The sequence below is a fragment of the Vibrio sp. JC009 genome, assembly GCF_029016485.1.
Classification (GTDB): domain Bacteria; phylum Pseudomonadota; class Gammaproteobacteria; order Enterobacterales; family Vibrionaceae; genus Vibrio.
Genome location: NZ_CP092106.1, coordinates 1587118 through 1607502 on the forward strand (window position 1 = coordinate 1587118; position 20385 = coordinate 1607502).

Below are 20385 nucleotides of genomic sequence, written 5' to 3' on the forward strand. Positions count from 1 at the left end.
GATTGATTATATAGAAAAAGAGAAACCCTATATAGAGTTTAGTTGAGTTAATGAATATGCGAAGTGTGTTGGATAAATAAACTGTTCATTATGCTAGGTTTGGGTTACGCTGTCACAGTAAAGCTGTAGTTTTTATAGGGGCATGATTCAATGAAATACCAACAACTTGAAAACCTTGAGTGTGGCTGGAAATGGCAATATCTCATGAAAAAGTGGCGTGATGGCGAAGCAATAACAAAGCACATAGATACCAGTGAAGCTGATCAGGCTGTTGAGTTACTTAAACAGATTGAGCATGAACCGACTCAAGTGCCTGAGTGGATTGAAAAACATATGTCTTTGGAGCTGGATAATAAGCTTAAGCAGGCCATTCGTGCAAAACGAAAACGCCACTTTAATGCAGAACAGGTCCATACTAAAAAGAAATCGATAGATCTTGATTACCGGGTTTGGGAAAAGCTTTCAGTCAGAGCTAACGAGCTTGATTGTACTTTGTCTGATGCCATTGAATATCTGCTGTCAGAGGCATCAAAAAGCGAAAAAGCAAATCAGACGGTAAGCAGTTTAAAAGAAGATTTGAGCAAATTACTTTCAAATTAGGAGGCTTTACTATGATGTACGTGATTTTAATTGGTGCAGCTGTCGTTTGTTGGCTGGTATTTATCGACAGACCAGTTTTAAAAATGACGTTTAAGGAAGGAGATCTAGTAAAGCATCAGGGACGACTTCCTTCAGGGTTTGCCCATAACTGTAAAGAAATCGGCCATAGAACACCATTTGACGGCATCGTTAAAGTTTACATGACGCGCTCAGGCGCAAAGCTTAATTTTTCTAAAGATGTACCGGGTAAAATTCAGCAACGGATAAGAAACGTATTTCCGCATCAGGGCTTTAAAACCACCAAAGGAAAAAAAGCCTGAGAACCTGAGCGTTTTTCGGAGGATATGAAATGGAATCTGCATCTAAGAAAGTGTTTATTAAGAACAACGAGCGGCTTATCGAAGACTTAACTCATGAGTGTATTACCGAAATAGCAAAAGAACTGATCGAACGCGGATACACTGAGGTTGATCTTGCTCTAGATAAAGACATCAAACCAGGCGTTACCAATTACGTGGTGAAAAAGCTCAACGAGAAGTTCCATGAGTTTGGCTGGGAGGCAGAATTGCACTCGGATCCGACAATGACGCGAATTCAGGGTGTGATTCGTTAGTGCGTATTATGTATATTATGTTAAATAGAGTTTTGCACTGTTCCTGTAAGAAGACGTTCTCTCACCTGCTCTAGAGAGCCCGTTTTCGAGTTAAACGCTATTTTTCAAGCCGTATTCCCATTACGGCTTTCTTTTATCTCTCTTCCGGTGCGTTCTCTGAATCAAGGCGTACAAGAGCACCCGATAATTCCACTATACTTACTAATAAGACCAAACTGCGCTTATTCCTTTTACCAGCCTAAGGAAAAGATATGGTGTTAGTTAAACGATTAGTACTGGATGTTCTTAAGCCACACCTGCCTACTTCTATTGATTTTTGCACCAAGCTTGCAGAAGTTGGAGACGACTACTCTGTGAGTTTATCTGTCATTGAAATTGATCAGGATACCGAAACGGTTTCAGTATCTATTGAAGGCTATGACCTTGATTTTGAAGCCATAAAGGCCATGATCAGCAAAATGAGTAGTTCGCTACACAGCGTTGATGTGGTGGATGTTAAAAATGAAAAATCGGATGTACGTAAATTTGAGTAGATTTCAGAGGTAACTATTGCTGAACCCCTTTAGTCAGATCAGTTTTTACCTGCAAATCACCAGCTCTCAGGGCATAATGCGCCGCTATTTCGTTGTTAACGGCTTTGACGGTGCTCTTACTATGCTGGGAATTATCATTGGTTTCCTGTTCAGTACCCCCGCGAGTCTGGAGGTTATCATTAATGCCTGTATGGGAGCCACAATTGCTCTGGCTGTAAGCGGCACCAGCAGTGCTTATGTCAGCGAACAGGCAGAACTGCGTCTGGCTCTGAGCAACCTTCAGCATGCGATGCTGACAAAACTGCAGAGCGGAGCTCATGCTGAAGCGGCGCGTTGGGTGCCTGTTTTAATTGCTATCGTTAACGGTTCTGCTCCACTTATTATTTCGTTGCTCATTATCGCGCCCCTATGGATTGCCAATCAGGGTATCAGCTTAATGATCTCCCCGTTGTTGATGGCAGTAATTATTGCCGTGCTTATCATCTTTTTATTTGGGGTGTTTCTTGGCCGGATTTCCGGTGAAACCTGGTTAATCAGTGGTATTAAAACCCTGATAATTGCGGTTCTGACAATGGCGTTGATCTATCTGTTTACCAGTTAGCGCTTTAAGTAACAAAGCCCAAAAAGTTACTGCGTAACCCTTGAGCCCTGCTGTTTAAGTTATGTATTGATTAGCGGTTTATCAGATAGTTAAGCATATCGTCGATAGTCATCACCCTAGGATAATCTTTTTCCGGAATATTTATCCCTGTGTTCTTAGTTACTGCTGCCACTAAATTCAGAAAATCCATTGAGTCCAGATCAAATGCATCGCGCATATCTTCATCTGTTACTAACTCATCTCCCTCCAGCTCTGGCGCGATGGCAATTAGCTGGTTGATGATCAATTGTTTTAATTGTTTACTGTCCATAGCTGCTCCGGTTTTTGTATTAGCTGGTTAAGTTGATACAGGAACTTCGCGCCAACGTGGCCGTCGCTGACCCGGTGATCCGCTGCCAAAGTTGAAGTAATTACGTCCCTTATTTCTACCTGGTTGTTAATAACTAAAGGCTCCTGGTGCGGGCTGCCCAGTGCAATAATCGCTACCTGAGGTGGCTGAATAATGGCAGACATCTGCTCAGCCCCCCGCTCACCTATACTGCTGACACAACAGGTAGCCCCTGTCAGTTGCGACATTGGAAGCATGCCTCTTCTGGCTTCTGCTACCTGTCTGGTGATGGTTTGCATGACCGTAATAGCGTTGAAGGTCTGTGCATCCCGAATAACCGGCATGATTAAACCTTTGCCTCTGATATTGACAGCATGAGCAAGGTGCACAGTTTTAGACTGAACAAATTTTCCGTTAATAAACTGGCCGTTTAGTGCTTTATGCTTAGCCAGTAACCGGGCTACCGCCGTTATCAGTGGGGCTGCAAGCAGCAGCCTGTCTTCTGGTTCTTTATCGCCGTTATAATCGATGAGATATTCCTGAAGCTTCGTAATATCAAGGCGTTGGCTAAGATAGTAATGAGGAATCGTCTGTTTTGATAAAGTGACAGTATCACTTATTGCCTGCCTCATTAAGGCTTCCGGATCGCTCTGTGGCTCTGGTTTTAACTGGGATTTTGTCACTGTTTCAGTTGCTGTTCCTGAAACCGTAAGATCTTTCAGAGTGACAGGCGATGTGTTGCCTCGGGATACTTCAGCGAGGTTTATATTGTTCTGTCTGGCTGCATACCTTGCTCCTGGTGATGCCAGAATAAAATCAGAAGAGGTCTCGACCACAGCGATTTCAGGCACACTCTGAACTGGATCCGGAGCATTTATGACTAACTCTTCTGACTCAGCCTCAACTGCTTCATCCGGTGTATCTTCGGATTCCTGAGTGGCTGGCCCTCTGAGTTTAGCTATCGGTGTACCAACGCTAATCTCTTCACCCACTTCTACCAGCAGCCCTTCGATAACCGTATCTTCAAAGATATCCAGCTCAATAGCGCCTTTATTGGTTTCAATTACCGCAATAATATCCCCGCGCCTGACCTCTTGCCCCTGCTCTACCTGCCACTCGATAAGCGTACCGGTTGCCATATCTGCGCCAAAAGCCGGCATAGTTAAATCATGAGTTTGTTGCGTCATAACCGCCTCCTCAATGACCTTCCAGCATATTTAGCGCTGCGGTAACAATGTCATCCACCTGCGGAATAGAAGCCTGCTCCAGGTGTTCGGGATAAGGTATCGGAACTTCTTTGCTGTTGATGCGGCATATTGGTGCGTCCAGGTAGTAAATGGCTTCTTCGGCAAGCGTTGCGCTGATCTCTGACGACATGCCCACACTTTTCCAGGACTCATCGACAATGATGGCTTTATGGGTCTTTTGTACAGATTTGATGATGCTTTCTCTGTCTAATGGTCTCAGGCAACGAAGATCGACCACTTCAGTCTCGAAACCTTTCTCTTTCAGTTTATCTGCCGCTTCCATTGCTTTATACAAGCATCCACCCCATGCGAAAATGGAAAGATCTTTCCCTTCACGGCGAACCACGGCCTTATGCATATCCACAGGTGGCAGTTGTTCATCGAACTCTTCAATGCGATTGTAGAGCATAACATGCTCAAAAATAATCACAGGGTCAGGGTCATCCAGCGCCATTTTCAGCATTTGCCTGGCATCCTGAATGGTTCCGGGGAACAGCACCTTGATACCCGGAATATGAGCATAAATGCCTTCAAAACTGTGTGAGTGCTGCGCAGCAAGTTGCTTGCCTGCCCCACAAGCCATACGGATAACAACAGGCACGCCTATCTGACCGTTGGACATATGCCGCAAGGTCGCAGCGTTATTGATGATCTGATCCAGCGCAAGCAGGCTGAAATTTACCGTCATGATTTCAACAATAGGCCGCATACCACCCATTGCGGCGCCGATACCCGCACCGACAAAACCAGACTCAGCAAGCGGCGTATCCATAATGCGGTCACTGCCGAACTTTTCGATAAGCCCTTTACTTACCGCATAACAACCACCGTAATCGCCCACATCCTCACCCATCAGAAATACTCTGGGATCATTTTCAATCGCCTCGGCAATGGCGGCTTTAAATGCATCTCTGTATGAAAGTTCAGTCATTTTAAGCCTCCTCTGCATAGACGTGTTTTAGCAAGTCACTGATGGGTTCATCTGTACCCTGAAGTGCATTTCTGGCGGCAATTTCAATTTCCCGGTCGGCCTGCTGTTCGATTTCTCTTATCTGAGATTCAGAGATCTGCTGGTTGTTCTGCAGCCAGTGACTGAGCTGCACAATCGGGCCTTTTTTCTGCCATTCCTGAATTTCTTCTTTATTGCGGTATTGCTGTGAGTCAAACATCGAGTGTCCCCGGAACCGGTAAGTCCGGCATTCGATAAAGTGTGGCCCTGCCCCGTTTCGGATCGCATTACAGGCTAACTGACTGGCGGCCTCCACATCGACCACATTCATGCCATCAACCTGCTGAGCGGCCAGTCCGTAATTTGCCGCCTTGGTATAGATTTGCTGGTTGGACTCTTCAATGGAAAGCTTTGTCCCCATGGCATAGAGGTTATTTTCGCAGACAAAGAGGATCGGCAGGTTCCAGAGTTTGGACAGGTTCATGCTTTCATGAAACTCGCCTTCTGCTACCGCTCCCTCTCCGAAGAAGCAGCAGGTGACGTTGTTTCTGTTCTGCTTTTTATCTGCCAGAGCCATGCCAACCGCTAAAGGAAGCGCACCTGCGACAATGGCATTGCCTCCGTAGAATTTAAGCTCGTTGTCAAACAGATGCATAGAGCCGCCACGTCCCCCGCTGCAGCCTTCCATTTTGGCAAACATCTCGGCAAAGATGGCTTCCATGGACATTCCTCTGGCAAGCGCATGACCGTGCTCTCTGTAGGTTGCCAGTACAGAATCGTCTTTCGTCAGAGCCTGCATTACGCCGACCGATATGGCTTCTTCACCGTTATACAGATGAAGAAAGCCTCGGATTTTCTGCTCGTTGTACAGTCCGACGCACGCTTCTTCAAAGCGGCGGATCCTTATCATTTCAGTGAGAAGGTAATGCAAATGTTCCCGGCTGATATGTGTTTTATTCTGAACCATCTGCGCCTCCTTAGTGCTCGTCACTTTCTAAAGTGGAAATATCACCTTCAGGCAGTCCCAGTTCTCGTGCTTTTAAAAGCCTGCGCATAATTTTGCCGCTGCGGGTTTTCGGCAGGTTTTCCCGAAATGCGATTTCCCGTGGGGCAACAGCAGGACCTAAACGCTTGCGCGCGTGCCCCATTAGGGTTTTCAGCATTTTTTCATCGGCTTCGTTGCCCGGTTTGAGTACCACATAGGCTTTGACGATTTCTCCGGCCACATCATCAGGAAGCCCAATCACCCCGACTTCTGCTACTGCCGGGTTTTCCATTAGTGCGCTTTCTACCTCAAAAGGACCGATTAAATGCCCGGAGCTTTTTATGACGTCATTGGCCCGGCCGACAAACCAGAAGTAACCGTCTTCATCTTTGTAGGCCAGATCGCCGGTTAAGTACCAGTCTCCGTTAAAGCAGCTTCTGTATTTCTCTTCCTGGTTTAAGTATCCGCGGAACATGGAGGGCCAGCCTTTCTTTATTGCCAGTTCACCCACTTCACCTGACTTTATGCTCAGGTGTTTGTTGTCATCCGGGCCTGTAAATACGCTGGCTTCGATGCCCGGTAGTGGTCTGCCCATGGAGCCGGGACGTACATCACTGGTGGCGAAGTTGGCGATAAGGATCCCGCCGGTCTCACTTTGCCACCAGTTGTCGTGGATTGCCTGTCCAAAGCATTTTTGTCCCCAGACAACCGCTTCAGGATTCAGGGGCTCTCCCACACTGGCGATAAATCTGAGCTGGCTTAAATCGTAATCCTGTGCCAGTTCCCCGCCCACTTTCATCAGCATCCGTATAGCGGTCGGAGCCGTATACCATATATTAACTTTCTGCTCGCTCAGGATCTGATACCAGCGCCCAGCGTCAAACTCAGCCTGATCGATAATCATGGTCAGGCGGTTACAAAGCGGTGCGATAATTCCGTAGGATGTACCTGTTACCCAGCCGGGGTCGGCAGTGCACCAGTAAACGTCTTCCGCCTGCATATCCAGTGCGTAACGTCCGGAAATCTGATGCCAGAGCACGGCATTGTGAACATGCATAGCACCTTTCGGTTTACCTGTTGTGCCTGAGGTAAAGTGCAGCAAAGCCAGTTGCTCGGGGTCTGTATCCTTTGCGGTAAAATCAGGGCTTGCGTTTTGCAGCAGTGCGTCGATATCCAGGCAGTTTTCCGGCAGCTCTCCGGAAACATCGTAAAGAAAGACCCACTTCAGGCATTCCAGTTCATCACGCCAGGGCATCACTTTTTTGCGATACAGGGCCTCGCTGGTGATCAGCGCTTTACCATGACCAATCTCCATCCGGGAGTGAATCGGCTCTGGTCCGAATGCAGAAAACAGAGGGGAAAATACCGCGCCGTATTTTACCGTGCCAAGCATGGCGTAATAGAGGTTAGGAACGCGCTGACAAAGTGCAAATACCACATCTCCGGGTTGGATCCCTATCCCTTCCAGCACATTGGCAAAGCGGTTGGTCTGATCCATTAACATCCGGTAGCTGATATCGCGAATGTCGTTGTTTTTTCCCAGCCAGCGAATCGCGGTCTGACTGCCGTATCCGGCGGCAACATGCCGGTCAACTGCCTGATAGGCGATATTCAGGGGATGTTCGGGGTCGATGTACTTAGCTTTGGCTTCATGCCAGTTAAAATGTTGGCATGTGTCATCGTAAGATACTAAGTTGTGCTTTTCAGCAACACCCGGATCTTTTCTGATTTCAGGAAAGTCCATTTTTCTCTCCTATCGTCTCCATTTACTTAAAGATTAGGAGACGCGGGGAAATTTGCCGGAGAGAAAAATGGTTTTAATCAATTTTTTGCTGATAATTGCGTCATTAAGACTCACTCGTCACCAAATACTTCTTTTAACGCCTGTCTCAGGTCTGCCGATCTTATCGGTTTGGTGACAAATCCGTTCATGCCTGCATTCAGGCAGCTCTCTTTATCGCTTTCCATGGCGTGCGCGGTTAAGGCTATTATTGGAGTCTGGATTGCTTTTGAACGAATGATGGAGGTCGCTTCAAGACCGCCCATAACGGGCATGGAGAGATCCATAAAAATCAGGTCGAACTGTTGTTTTTTCCTGGTCAGAATATCTACTGACTCCAGGCCGTTGGAAGCCAGTTCCACATGATGCCCCAGCTTTTTCAGCAGCATTTCGATAAGCATCTGATTGGTTTTGTTATCTTCAACAAGCAGTATCTTCCGCGATTTTGGCGCCGGATGGTCTACTGAAATGGCTTCGCTTTTTTGCCCGGAAAGGATCTTTGTTATTGGCATTTGAACGATAAAGCAACTGCCCTGACCAATAACGCTGTTAACTTTGATCTCTCCTCCCATCAGGCTGACCAGTTGTCTGGTGATGGCTAAACCCAGGCCTGTTCCACCAAATGTTCTGGTAATTGAGCTGTCCGCCTGCTGGAATGCGTTAAACAGACTATCGATGGAATCCTCCGGAATACCGATGCCTGTGTCTTTCACTTTTATAAGCAGTTGGTTGTCGTCTGTACAGGCGGCAGTAAGGCGTACCTCTCCCTCTGTAGTGAATTTCACCGCATTGCCTACCAGATTGAACAGGATTTGAGTTAAACGGGTTGAATCCACATCAATGTGCTCTGGCACATCAGGGGTGATATCAACATGAAGATCAATGCCTTTACTCTGCGCTGTTGCGATATGATGCGTGACACTGTCGCGAATTAGTTCGGGGAGATTGGTTGTCTGCGGGTCCAGAACAAAATGCCCTGATTCGATTTTGGACAGATCCAGGATATCACTGATCAATACACCAAGCAGGCTTGCGGAAGACTCTACTTTTTTCAGAATATCAATCTGCTCATCCTGCATCTGGTCTCTGAGAATATCCATAAAGCCGAAAATAGTATTGAGCGGAGTCCGGATTTCATGACTCATCACAGCAAGAAACTCAGACTTGGCCTGGCTGGCTTGCAGCGCCTGTTGTTGCGCCTGTTTTAGTGCCAGTATCTGTTTTCTTTTACTGGTAATATCTTTGGCGGTTCCCCGGTAACCAAGGTAGTTCATTTTGTCGGTAAAGTACGGTTTACCGCTGATGCTGATGAACTGGCCATCACCGGTTTCCAGCTCGATATCAACAAAGGGTTCAAACTTGGCAATAGCAGCAGAAATTCTCTTTGCTTCAGATCCTTTGCTCAGGCTATTTAGCGAGATCAGCAGATTCTTTTTAATCTGCAAAATTGCGCTATTGGTGCTGGTTGTATGGTAGCTGATATTCAGCAGATGATCCGTCTCCCACAACCAGTCACCTGTGGATTGCGCAAAGTCAATGAATCGCTGGCGGTTGTTCTCAAGCTCTCTGGTTCTTAAATCAACCATTAACTGGAGCTTCTCTTTCTGATCGATCTCCTGCATCGCTCGCCTTACCAGTGGCATAAGCCGGGATAAGGTGTGTTTACTGTCGGAATTGAACTGCCCTTTTTCCTTCCCGGCCAGAATGATGACTGACTGACTTATTTCTGAAGAAACGCCGCAGATAAGCGCAGACTGGATTTCGCCACTGCCCATATGGTTCAGGGTTTCGAAGAAACTTATTTTCGCAGGGTCATACATAACCAGACACTCACCGGCAAGGGCTCGTGCAAATTTACTGTTGTGTGACCAGCAGGTATCGTCAAAAGCCGGGTTAGTGCTGAGGAAACTGCAAAAATTGGGTTGTTCTTCAGCTTTAGAGAGGACTAAAGCATCATCAAAATGGATGTATTTTTTCAGCGCCACCAGCAGAGCATTAAACATCTGCTGCTTAGTCTGGGCGTCACTCAAGGCTGAAATGGCGGTTAAGATGGCGTCATTTTCTTCGGCAAACCTTCTTTCCCTTAATCTGCTTTTCTGGAGCTCTACCAGAGCTTCCTGTAACTCTTCTTTTAAAAAATCGGTCATAAAGGGGTCACTTCAGAATAAAAAATCACCGAAGAAAGCATCAGATTTCCGTGTGCGTTTTCTCCGTTGGCAAAGCAGCCCTGCTCGCCATAGGTGAAAGGACAGATAAAAGGAGCATTTCTGTAGGCTTGCTTTGTTGTTTTGTGGATCTGGTCAAGCTCGTCTACGATGACTTGCTGTGAACCGGCACAAAAAATATTGATGCCACCTTTAAGGTCTATTTCAGTTGGCTGAGAGTTGATTGCAGACATGGTTACCTGAGCTGCGCGGTTAACAAGCTGCTCTTGTCCGCCGACCATAAGATGAATATGCTCCCCTTGGTCAATATCTGTAAACAGGGTGATTGAACCATCTGGGTTCACCATTTGTGGATGTGATAGTTTGTAGTAAGGGTTTCCAAATATCCGCCCGGCTATCCTTCCCAGTGGAAACAGCGCATTAATATTCTCGCTGTTAAAGGTGTTTTCACTTAGCATCAGGTATTCATCGACCCAGTTTGTATACACCTCTCCGGCATTTTTACCGTTTATCTCTATCAGATCTCTTCCTTTGGCTTTTGTTACCGTGCCGCCGTAAACGCTGGGTGCGTAACCGCTGCTAAAAGCGGTAAGTAAAGGTTTGGACGGATAGAGGACAGAGATAGAGAGGCCACTGTCAGACGAAGCCGTTTCAGTTATAATCGACCAGTCGCCGGTAAGGTTATTGTCGGCAGCACTACCACCAATAAGTTTTATTCTGCCACCCAGTTGCTCTTCCACCTGCTCGACCATAAATTCTTCATAGCCAAAGGTGGAATGAATTATCACCAAATCCGGTAGTTCACCAATCCGGTCAGCATTCTTTATCGCCTGTTCAAGTACCTGGTGTGTAAGCAGCTTTATTCGTTGTTTGTTACATTTATCTTTTTCAGGGAAGTGTTGAATAGCGGTGCCGTAGGAGGAAAAAGGCGCGTCGTCAGCGATGGCAAGTACAGCAACCACCGGGCCTTCATGGTAGCCCTCATCGGTCATTACCCCTGATGATGATGAGCAGCCGTGAATTTTGCTCTTAGGGAATGCCTTAGTTAAGGCATCACAAAGCGCGGCCGCAGAGTACTCTTCTGTGTAGTAACAGACGATAAAGCCGGGATTAGAAATGGTTAGCCTGTTACAGATATCACTAACGGCTTTTTCTTCTTCCCTGATATGTGAATAGCTTGACGTGATTTTCATTATTAATAATTTAATTTTTCTGTTTCGGCTTTTTCCATTAAGCCAATGTATCAATACATGTTATCGGTTAGCGGTCGGTATTAGAACCGTTAATGTTCAAATTTAGTATAGTGGTATCACAATTTTATTGAGTTATTTCAGTTCAGGGTAGTCAGACTGTACTTTGCTTCTAAATTTTTCAGCCCCTGCTTTTGGAGTGACATTGTCACAACATCGGTTTTTATGTTGTAACAAACTTCAAAGTTTTTGGATTAACTGACAGGTTTGCTGACAAATTAAAGGTTAAATGATTGTCATTAAAATGTTAAATGACTTATTATTTGTAAAAAATTCTAAGTAAAGAAGTCAACCTAAAATTGGAAGCACAATAATGAGCCAGGGAAACCAACTTGAGCATAAGTATAACTACACTGTTGTTCGCCAATTCACCTTAGTCACCATACTGTGGGGAATTGTCGGAATGGGTGTGGGTGTGCTGATTGCTGCACAACTCGTATGGCCACAGCTGAACTTTGATACACCGTGGCTAACCTACAGTCGCCTGCGTCCGCTGCATACCAATGCCGTGATTTTCGCTTTCGGAACCAGCGCCCTTTTTGCAACATCTTATTACGTGGTACAACGCACCTGTCAGACAAGACTGTTTGGCGGACCTCTGGTCCCCTTCACTTTCTGGGGCTGGCAGGCCATCATACTCTCCGCTGCGATTTCATTGCCTTTGGGTTATACCACCAGCAAAGAGTACGCAGAGCTGGAGTGGCCGATTGATATCGCCATCGCTTTAGTCTGGGTTGCCTATGCCATTGTCTTTTTCGGCACCCTGATTAAACGGAAAACCTCGCACATCTATGTAGCGAACTGGTTCTTTGGCGCATTTATCCTGACCGTAGCTGTGTTACATATTGTGAACAGCATGGCGATTCCTGTCTCACTGACTAAATCCTATTCCGTCTATTCCGGTGCCGTGGATGCCATGGTTCAGTGGTGGTACGGACACAATGCGGTTGGTTTTCTGTTAACCGCCGGCTTCCTGGGTATGATGTACTATTTTGTGCCTAAACAAGCCGAGCGTCCGGTTTATTCTTACCGACTGTCTATTGTCCACTTCTGGGCATTAATCGCGCTTTATATCTGGGCGGGACCGCACCACCTGCACTACACCGCACTTCCGGACTGGACTCAGTCTCTGGGCATGGTGATGTCACTGGTTCTGTTTGCGCCGTCCTGGGGCGGTATGATTAACGGTATCATGACCCTGTCGGGAGCCTGGCATAAACTGCGCTATGATCCGATTCTGCGCTTCCTTATTGTTTCTCTCTCCTTCTACGGTATGTCTACCTTTGAAGGGCCTATGATGTCCATCAAGACAGTGAATGCCCTGTCCCACTATACCGACTGGACTATCGGTCACGTCCATTCCGGCGCGCTTGGCTGGGTTGCTATGGTCTCCATCGGTTCGGTCTATCACCTGCTTCCAAGACTGTTTGGTCAGGAGAGAATGTACTCCGTCGGCCTGATTAATGTCCACTTCTGGCTTGCAACCATTGGTACGGTTCTGTACATCGTAGCTATGTGGATCTCCGGTGTAATGCAGGGTCTGATGTGGCGCAAAGTGAACGATGACGGCACCCTGACCTACAGCTTTATCGAATCGGTTCAGGCTTCCTATCCTTTCTACACGGTTCGCTTTATCGGCGGGCTTGTATTCCTGCTTGGCATGTTCTTAATGGCGTATAACGCTTATAAGACAATTTCAGCACCGAAAAATAGCCTTAAGGCTATTGAACAGACGGCATAAGGAGATTGATGAATGAGTAATAATTCAAATAATCGCCATGAGATTGTCGAGAAGAACGTTGGCCTGCTGGCGATCTTAATTATATTTGCGATCAGCCTGGGAGCCTTGGTGGAAATTGTTCCCCTGATGTTCCAGAAGCAGACTAATGAACCTGTAGATAATCTGAAGCCTTATACCGCCCTGCAGATGGAAGGCCGTGATATCTACATCCGCGAAGGGTGTAACGTCTGCCACAGTCAGATGATCCGCCCTTTCAGGGCTGAAACCGAGCGTTATGGTCACTATTCCGTTGCCGGTGAATCGGTATGGGAGCATCCTTTCTTATGGGGCTCTAAGCGTACCGGTCCGGATCTGGCCCGTGTTGGCGGCCGTTATTCCGATGAGTGGCACCGTGTTCACCTTATCGACCCGCGTGCTCTGGTTCCTGAGTCAAATATGCCCGGCTTCCCCTGGCTTGAGGAAAACACGCTGGACGGAAAGCTGACTCAGAAAAAGCTGGAAGTTTTCCGCGACAACTTCGGAGTGCCTTACAGCGACGAACAGATTGCTAACGCTGAGCAGGACGTTGCCGGTAAAACCGAAATGGAAGCACTGATTGCTTATCTGCAATCGCTTGGTCACGCAATGAAGTAAGGGGAAAGAGATGGATATTGGTACTTTTCACAGCATCTGGACCCTGATTATCTTTGTCAGTTTCCTTGGTGTGGTTTGGTGGGCTTACGGAAAAAAACGCAAGGCCCGTTTTGAAGAAGATGCAAATCTGATATTTGACGATGAAGAATCAGAATCCTCTTCTTCTGAATCAGAGCAGGGAGTGACCAACAAATGACAACATTCTGGAGTCTATGGATTATTGTAATTACGATTGGCACTCTGGTTGGCTGTGCTGTCATTCTTGCCTGGTGTCTTAAGGATGATATGGGCGTTCCCGAAGGTGAAGATATGGGCCACGAATATGATGGTATTCGTGAGCTTAACAGCCCTCTTCCAAAATGGTGGAGCTTTCTGTTTATCGGAACCTTTGTGTTTGCCGTTATCTACCTTGCTTTGTATCCCGGTCTTGGCAATTTTAAAGGCTTTCTCGGCTGGACCAGTTCAGATCAGAGCGTAAAAAACCTGGCGGAATCAAAAGCGTCAATTGCCAATGCTCAGAAGAACAAACAGCTAGATGAGTATGCCAAAGAGCTGGATACCGCAGAGTCCCATTACGGTGAAACCTTTAAACAGTTTGCCTATAAGGATAACGGCTCTGACTTCCGCTCTCTGCCGGAAATTGCCAAAGATGAAGAGGCACTAAAAGTGGGCCAGCGTCTGTTCCTGCAAAACTGTTCACAGTGTCACGGCTCGGATGCCCGGGGGCAGAAAGGCTTCCCTAACCTTGCAGATGAATCCTGGCTGTACGGTGGTGAACCTGAAGCGATTCTGAACACTGTCCTGCATGGCCGTGTCGGTCAGATGCCGCCGTGGATAGATGCTCTTGGAGAACAGGGAATCGAGGAAGTGGTTACTTATACGCTGAGTCTTTCCGGACGCAAAGTCAATGCCCGTGAGGCTGCAGCCGGTAAAAAACGCTTCGTAGTCTGCGCGGCATGTCACGGTACAGATGGTAAAGGTAACCCGGCGGTAGGTGCACCAGACTTAACGGACAGATACTGGCTGTTTGGTGACTCCCGTGCAGAAATCACCGATACCGTAGCCAATGGCCGCGCAGGTGTAATGCCGGCCTGGAAGGACATACTTGGCGAGGATAAGGTTCAGCTTGTCTCTGCTTATGTGTGGAGCCTGCAAAACAAAGAGAAATAACCGGAAAACTGAGGGTCAAACATATGGAACATCCCTGGTATAAGCAGTTCTGGCCATGGTTTCTGATAACGCTTCCTTCCTGCGCCGTGATAGGAAGTTTCGTTACACTCTCCATTTTTTCCAGTAATAGCGTTTCTCTGGTTGCTGAAGATTATTATAAAAAGGGTAAGGCGATTAACATCGACCTTACCCGGGTAAAAGCGGCAAAAAGCCTGGATTTAAAAGCGGTTGTTAAATCCGACGGTAAAGATTTCCGTATTACTCTGGATAAAGGCCAGCTTGAGCATTTTGTCGCGCTTAATGTTACTTTTACCCACCGGACATTAGCAGATAAAGACTTTAAACTTCTGCTTACGGCAGATGCCAAGGGGGTATACAGGCACACGCTGGATAAATCGCTGTCCGGCCCCTGGTTTATTGAACTGGAGCCCTATTCAAAAGAGTGGCTAATTCAGGGAAAGGTGACCTTCCCGTCGTCTGAACCTGTCCCATTATAAAAAACGTTCCATTAGAAAATTGGAAAACGCCGATGACAGAAAGTTGTAATTGTTATCACTGCGGAGAACCCGTGCCTGAAGGCAGTCACTTTCAGGTGGAAATACTTGGACAAGTTCGCCAGATGTGCTGCCCCGGTTGTCAGGCCGTGGCGGAAACCATTGTCAGCAGTGGACTGGTAAGTTATTACCAGTTCCGTACTGAGGTGGCTGAAAAAGCAGAACTGGTTCCTGAGCAGCTGCAGTCTCTGGTGAATTATGACAACGAAGAGGTTCAGTCAGAATTTGTCCGCACCAGTGAGAATTGCTCAGAGGTGACCCTTTCCCTTGAAGGCGTTACCTGTGCTGCCTGTGCCTGGCTTATTGAAAAACAGATTAACGATCAGTCGGGTGTGGATTCCATCCGGGTAAATACAACTACAAACCGGGCCATTCTCCGCTGGGACAATTCAACCGCAAAACTTAGTGAGCTTCTTTCGGCTATTCACCAGCTTGGTTATAAAGCATCGCCCTTTGAATCGGATCGTCAGGAAGCCAGTTATCAGCAATCGATGAAGCAGTACCTTTACCGGCTGGGAATTGCAGGTCTTGCGACCATGCAGGTAATGATGCTGGCCGTTGCGCTCTATTTTGAGATATTTGGCGATCTTGATGCGGAGTTTAAACAATACCTGAGGGTAGTAAGCCTGATATTTGCTACGCCGGTATTGCTCTACTCTGCCCTGCCGTTTTATCTGAATGCCTGGAGAAGTATCCGCGGGAAAACTCTTGGGATGGATGTTCCGGTTTCCATCGCGCTGATTTTTGCTTATGTTGCCAGCCTGATTGCGGTGGTGACTGAGCAGGGCGAAGTCTATTTCGAATCCGTTTCGATGTTTACCTTCTTTCTGCTTTTGGGGCGTTTTCTTGAGTTAAGAGCCCGGCGAAAAGCGGCAGCCGCCAGTTCCAACCTGTTAAAACTTGTGCCCAATATGGCAACCAAACTGGATGGAGAGCAGATCCCGGTTCGCTCACTGAAACCCGGCGATCAAATTCGCGTTCTGGCAGGCGAACATATACCGGCAGATGGGGTGATTAAAAACGGCCGTATTCATGTGGATGAATCTATGCTCACCGGTGAATCCGTTCCTGTGGTCAGAGAGCCCGGCGATAAGGTTTATGCCGGAACGTTAAATACCGATGAAACCTTTGAGCTGGAAGTCTTCTCCGGCAAATCTGATTCGGTGCTCTCCAATATAGTCAGACTGCAGGACGAAGCGCAACTCTCCAAGCCTAAGATAGCCCAGATAGCTGACGTGGTTGCCCGTTACTTTGTTGGCGCGATTTTGTTAATCGCCAGCGCTACCTGGCTTTACTGGCAGCAACACCAGCCTGAAGATGCCTTCTGGGTGATGCTTTCGGTGCTGGTTGCTACCTGTCCTTGCGCCCTCTCTTTAGCAACGCCTACCGCCATCACCTGCTCTACGTCGCGAATGGGTGACATCGGCATTTTGTTACGCAAAAGCCATGTTTTTGAAACCTTGTGCAAGGTTAACCACTTAGTTATCGATAAAACCGGTACATTAACAGAGGGAAAAATCGAGATAGATTCTGTGGAAGTGTTTAACGGCTGGACAGAAAATAAGGCACTTGCCCTTGCTTCTGCCCTGGAAAAAAACGCTAATCACCCTATCGCAAAAGCGTTTGCAAAATTCAGCTTGGTTGATGTTCAGATAAGCGAACCCAAAAACATTATAGGCTCAGGAGTTCAGGGGATCTGGAATAAACAGGTGTGTAAAATCGGTAACGCAGATTTTGCATTAAGTTGTCAGAGTACAGCGGACAGTTCATCTGTCTATCTGTCGATCGATGACGAGCATATCGCCACTTTTACCTATAAAGATCCTATTCGCAAAGAAAGCCGGGAGTTTATCGAAAAAGTATCCGTTGCAGGGATAGAAACCACTTTGCTGACCGGAGACTCAGAAAGTAATGCGCTTGCCGTTGCAAAAGAAATCGGTATTGATTCGGTTGTGGCTCAGGCATCTCCTGACGAAAAGCTTGCTTATCTGCGTCAGTTAAAAGCGGATGATATTACTCTGATGGTCGGTGATGGTATTAACGATGCCCCCACGCTGGCTGGTGCTCACCTGTCTGTGGCTATGGGGGGCGGAACCGATATCGCCAAAGCCTCTGCCGATATGGTGCTTCTTGGTGATAAGCTGATAAAGCTGCTTGAGGCCCGCGAGCTGGCGTTAAGAACCAGGCGCATTATCAGGCAGAACTTACTCTGGTCACTGGGGTACAATGTTCTGATACTGCCGCTTGCAGTATCTGGCCTGGTTGCGCCTTATATTGCTGTGGTCGGTATGTCAGCAAGCTCAATTATTGTGGTTTCAAACTCACTAAGGTTATTAAAACGAAATGGCTAGCCTTTATATTCTGATACCTATCGCTATCTTATTTGTCTGCATCGCGGTTGCCGTGTTTTTATGGGCAGTGAAAAGCAATCAATATGAAGATCTGGAACGGCAGGGTTCAAATATTTTGTTTGAAGAAGATGAAACGTCAGAGCTAAACGAAAATGATAAATAACGACTGGATTGGCGCACTGATGATCGGGCTGCTGGGCTCTGCTCACTGCGTTGGTATGTGTGGCGGTATTGCATCGGCTGTGGGAATGAGCTCTCTCTCCTCTTCCGGTAAATATCTGACGCCTGTTTTTTACAACCTTGGCCGGTTACTCAGTTACATGCTGATGGGTTTGGTGGTTGGAGGAGCCATTGCTTCAGCCTCACAAATCTTAACGGGCAATTCTGCGCTTAACTGGCTAAGGCTTCTGTCCGCTGTCGTCATGATCGTATTAGCTCTGTATATAGGTAAATGGTGGCAGGGTTTGCTGACTGTAGAAAAAGCAGGACAACATATCTGGAAGCACATTGCGCCCGTTACTAAAAAACTGTTGCCGCTGCGTAGCCCTTTTCACGCACTGCCGCTTGGTTTTTTATGGGGCTGGCTTCCCTGTGGTCTGGTTTATTCAACATTAACCTGGGCTGCCGTTTCCGGTGGTGCGCTTAATGGTGCTTTGATCATGTTCTGCTTTGGCCTTGGCACCTTACCTTCCATGCTATTGGTCGGTTTTGGTGCCACTCATGCAAATCAGCTCAGAAATTCGGTCTGGTTTAGGCAAATTGGTGCTCTAATACTTTTGGCTTATGGGATCTATATCGTTGTCAGTACGGCACCACTCCTATAAGATTTTTATGCAAATACTCAAGAACATTCACCATGTTTAATCATCCCACTGTAATGTAAAGACTTTTTTAACTATCCTTTATTCGGCTGCGGTGATAAAATATTGATGTATATCAAATAGTGACTTGGAAGTTATGATTTCGGAAAAACCAGCAACAAAAAGAATTCAATCCGGCGGTTGTGCAATTCATTGCCAAGACTGTAGTATTTCTCAATTGTGTATCCCATTCACCCTGAGTGAATCTGAGCTTGATCAGCTCGACCAGATAATTGAACGTAAAAAGCCAATCCAGAAGGGTCAGGAACTGTTTAAAGCTGGTGACGAACTCAAGTCACTGTACGCCATCCGTTCAGGCACCATAAAAAGCTACACCATTACCGAACAGGGTGATGAGCAGATCACAGCGTTCCACCTTGCAGGTGATCTGGTGGGTTTTGATGCGATTAACGGCAGTGCTCACCCCTCTTTTGCTCAGGCTCTGGAAACGTCAATGGTGTGTGAAATTCCATATGAAATTCTGGATGACCTGTCAGGAAAAATGCCTAAGCTTCGTCAGCAAATCATGCGTCTGATGAGCAGTGAAATTAAAGGCGATCAGGATATGATCCTGCTTCTGTCAAAGAAGAATGCCGAAGAGAGACTGGCTGCGTTCCTTTACAATCTATCCACCCGTTTTTCGCAGCGTGGTTTCAGCCCTCGTGAATTCAGACTGACAATGACCCGTGGTGATATCGGTAATTACCTGGGCCTGACTGTTGAAACCATCAGCCGTCTGCTTGGCCGTTTCCAGAAGTCCGATATTCTGAGTGTAAAAGGCAAGTACATCACCATCCTTGACCACGAAGAGCTTAAAATTCTTGCCGGAATTGCAACAAGCGAAGAGTAATTCTCCTATCCTTGAAGTGGCTCGCAAGAGCCACTTCATATTTCTGCCCCTTAACTGCCTAATTTACTAATAAATATCCCATAAATAAGCTACAGTTAGATCAAATAATAATCTTTTAACTCGTTGGTTATTCTCCATAAAAAAGGAGTTTTTATGAGTATTTATAGCAAGATTCTGGTTGTTGCTGATGTCAACAATGAAACTCAATCTGCATTGTCCCGGGCTATGCAACTTGCTCAGAAGAGTACCACGAAAAGCCATATCACGTTTTTCCTCTCTATCTATGATTTCTCCTATGAAATGACGTCAATGCTGTCCAGCGAAGAGCGTGATGCGATGCGAAAAGGCGTCATTCATCAGCGTGAAAGCTGGATGCGTGAAGTCGCCGAGCCTTATGTTGATGACAGTGTCGACTTCGATGTTAAGGTGGTCTGGCATAACCGTCCTTATGAAGCAATTATTACCGAAGTGTTCTCTGGTGAGCATGATGTATTAATTAAAGGAACCCGGAAACACGATGTACTGGAATCCGTTATCTTTACTCCGACCGACTGGCACCTGCTGCGCAAGTGTCCCTGCCCTGTGCTTCTGGTTAAAAACCATGAGTGGCCGGAAAACGGTAATATCATCGCTGCGGTTCATGTGGGATCGGAAAATCCGACCCATCTGGAGCTCAATGACTGTATTGTCGAGCAGCTGAAAAGTCTGTGTAACCGGCTGGATGCGAATCCATGCCTTGTTAATACTTACCCGGTGACACCGGCAAATATCACCATTGAGCTTCCTGAGTTTGATCCGGCCAGCTATACTGACGCGGTGCGCGGACATCACCTTAAGTCTATGAAAGCGCTCAGACATAAGCACGGTTACAGCGAAGAGCAGACTAAAGTTGAGCAAGGATTACCGGAAGACATTATCCCTGAAATCGCAACAGAGCTGGATGCCGGTTTAGTGATTCTGGGAACAACGGGAAGAACCGGGCTGTCAGCGGTATTTATCGGTAACACCGCAGAGCATGTTATCGATAAAATCAATTGTGACATTCTCGCCCTGAAACCAAAGGGATATATCAGCCCTCTCGATCCTAATCAGGTTGATTAATTCCACATCTGAACATCTCAATCCCCGGACCTGCTCCGGGGATTTTTATCACTGGATTAATACCAATCCCGGCA

22 protein-coding genes are annotated in these 20385 nt (G+C 46.8%); 15 read left to right on the plus strand and 7 right to left on the minus strand.

The annotated features are described in order from the left end of the window. The first annotated feature begins 150 nt into the window (after positions 1-150). The 5 genes from matP (at position 151) to L3Q72_RS07240 (ending at position 2347) form a co-directional block, all read left to right on the plus strand. On the plus strand, positions 151-600 hold the full coding sequence (gene matP, locus L3Q72_RS07220) for a macrodomain Ter protein MatP (protein ID WP_275131974.1): 450 nt from the start codon (positions 151-153) through the stop codon (positions 598-600). An 11-nt stretch (positions 601-611) separates the two neighbouring features. Next, the gene (locus L3Q72_RS07225; RefSeq protein ID WP_275131975.1) at positions 612-920 is read left to right on the plus strand and encodes a DUF3634 family protein; all 309 of its coding nucleotides are present in this window, start codon (positions 612-614) and stop codon (positions 918-920) included. A gap of 29 nt (positions 921-949) precedes the next feature. Further along, a complete protein-coding gene (locus L3Q72_RS07230; RefSeq protein WP_275131976.1) occupies positions 950-1213 on the plus strand; it encodes a hypothetical protein in 264 nt (87 codons plus the stop codon). Positions 1214-1464: 251 nt separating this feature from the next. Beyond that, a complete protein-coding gene (locus L3Q72_RS07235; RefSeq protein ID WP_275131977.1) occupies positions 1465-1746 on the plus strand; it encodes a DUF211 domain-containing protein in 282 nt (93 codons plus the stop codon). A 16-nt stretch (positions 1747-1762) separates the two neighbouring features. Continuing rightward, positions 1763-2347, plus strand: coding sequence for a hypothetical protein (locus tag L3Q72_RS07240; protein ID WP_275131978.1), 585 nt, complete (start codon positions 1763-1765; stop codon positions 2345-2347). 70 nt (positions 2348-2417) lie between these two features. Here L3Q72_RS07240 and L3Q72_RS07245 read toward each other — a convergent pair whose 3' ends face one another. From L3Q72_RS07245 to L3Q72_RS07275, 7 genes are all read right to left on the minus strand, one after another. After that, the gene (locus L3Q72_RS07245; RefSeq protein ID WP_275131979.1) at positions 2418-2657 is read right to left on the minus strand and encodes a phosphopantetheine-binding protein; all 240 of its coding nucleotides are present in this window, start codon (positions 2655-2657) and stop codon (positions 2418-2420) included. Beyond that, positions 2639-3862 carry a dihydrolipoamide acetyltransferase family protein gene (locus tag L3Q72_RS07250; protein ID WP_275131980.1) on the minus strand — a complete coding sequence of 408 codons (1224 nt, stop codon included), beginning with the start codon at positions 3860-3862 and terminating at the stop codon, positions 2639-2641. The genes L3Q72_RS07245 and L3Q72_RS07250 overlap by 19 nt, the downstream gene beginning before the upstream one ends. A gap of 10 nt (positions 3863-3872) precedes the next feature. After that, a complete protein-coding gene (locus L3Q72_RS07255) occupies positions 3873-4853 on the minus strand; it encodes an alpha-ketoacid dehydrogenase subunit beta (RefSeq protein ID WP_275131981.1) in 981 nt (326 codons plus the stop codon). A 1-nt stretch (position 4854) separates the two neighbouring features. Further along, a complete protein-coding gene (gene pdhA, locus L3Q72_RS07260) occupies positions 4855-5838 on the minus strand; it encodes a pyruvate dehydrogenase (acetyl-transferring) E1 component subunit alpha (protein WP_275131982.1) in 984 nt (327 codons plus the stop codon). Positions 5839-5848: 10 nt separating this feature from the next. Next, complete coding sequence (acsA, locus tag L3Q72_RS07265) at positions 5849-7600, minus strand: acetate--CoA ligase (RefSeq protein ID WP_275131983.1); 1752 nt, start codon at positions 7598-7600, stop codon at positions 5849-5851. A 110-nt stretch (positions 7601-7710) separates the two neighbouring features. Next, a complete protein-coding gene (locus tag L3Q72_RS07270) occupies positions 7711-9783 on the minus strand; it encodes an ATP-binding protein (protein ID WP_275131984.1) in 2073 nt (690 codons plus the stop codon). Then, the gene (locus L3Q72_RS07275) at positions 9780-10994 is read right to left on the minus strand and encodes an FIST N-terminal domain-containing protein (protein ID WP_275131985.1); all 1215 of its coding nucleotides are present in this window, start codon (positions 10992-10994) and stop codon (positions 9780-9782) included. The genes L3Q72_RS07270 and L3Q72_RS07275 overlap by 4 nt, the downstream gene beginning before the upstream one ends. A gap of 370 nt (positions 10995-11364) precedes the next feature. Here L3Q72_RS07275 and ccoN point away from each other — a divergent pair, with 370 nt between their 5' ends. From ccoN to uspE, 10 genes are all read left to right on the plus strand, one after another. Further along, complete coding sequence (ccoN, locus tag L3Q72_RS07280) at positions 11365-12792, plus strand: cytochrome-c oxidase, cbb3-type subunit I (protein ID WP_275131986.1); 1428 nt, start codon at positions 11365-11367, stop codon at positions 12790-12792. A gap of 12 nt (positions 12793-12804) precedes the next feature. Further along, positions 12805-13425 carry a cytochrome-c oxidase, cbb3-type subunit II gene (ccoO, locus tag L3Q72_RS07285; protein WP_275131987.1) on the plus strand — a complete coding sequence of 207 codons (621 nt, stop codon included), beginning with the start codon at positions 12805-12807 and terminating at the stop codon, positions 13423-13425. Between the two features lie 10 nt (positions 13426-13435). Beyond that, entirely contained in the window at positions 13436-13621 is a 186-nt protein-coding gene (locus L3Q72_RS07290) for a cbb3-type cytochrome c oxidase subunit 3 (protein ID WP_275131988.1), read from the plus strand. After that, entirely contained in the window at positions 13618-14595 is a 978-nt protein-coding gene (ccoP, locus tag L3Q72_RS07295) for a cytochrome-c oxidase, cbb3-type subunit III (protein WP_275131989.1), read from the plus strand. The genes L3Q72_RS07290 and ccoP overlap by 4 nt, the downstream gene beginning before the upstream one ends. Positions 14596-14618: 23 nt before the next feature. Further along, on the plus strand, positions 14619-15092 hold the full coding sequence (locus tag L3Q72_RS07300) for a FixH family protein (protein ID WP_275131990.1): 474 nt from the start codon (positions 14619-14621) through the stop codon (positions 15090-15092). A 32-nt stretch (positions 15093-15124) separates the two neighbouring features. Next, positions 15125-17500 carry a heavy metal translocating P-type ATPase metal-binding domain-containing protein gene (locus L3Q72_RS07305; RefSeq protein WP_275131991.1) on the plus strand — a complete coding sequence of 792 codons (2376 nt, stop codon included), beginning with the start codon at positions 15125-15127 and terminating at the stop codon, positions 17498-17500. Next, a complete protein-coding gene (gene ccoS, locus L3Q72_RS07310; protein WP_275131992.1) occupies positions 17493-17663 on the plus strand; it encodes a cbb3-type cytochrome oxidase assembly protein CcoS in 171 nt (56 codons plus the stop codon). Before L3Q72_RS07305 ends, ccoS begins: the two co-directional genes overlap by 8 nt. Further along, on the plus strand, positions 17656-18324 hold the full coding sequence (locus L3Q72_RS07315; protein WP_275132083.1) for a sulfite exporter TauE/SafE family protein: 669 nt from the start codon (positions 17656-17658) through the stop codon (positions 18322-18324). Before ccoS ends, L3Q72_RS07315 begins: the two co-directional genes overlap by 8 nt. A gap of 133 nt (positions 18325-18457) precedes the next feature. Further along, positions 18458-19210, plus strand: coding sequence for an FNR family transcription factor (locus L3Q72_RS07320; protein WP_275131993.1), 753 nt, complete (start codon positions 18458-18460; stop codon positions 19208-19210). 153 nt (positions 19211-19363) lie between these two features. Further along, a complete protein-coding gene (gene uspE / locus L3Q72_RS07325) occupies positions 19364-20311 on the plus strand; it encodes a universal stress protein UspE (RefSeq protein WP_275131994.1) in 948 nt (315 codons plus the stop codon). Positions 20312-20385 lie beyond the last annotated feature (74 nt).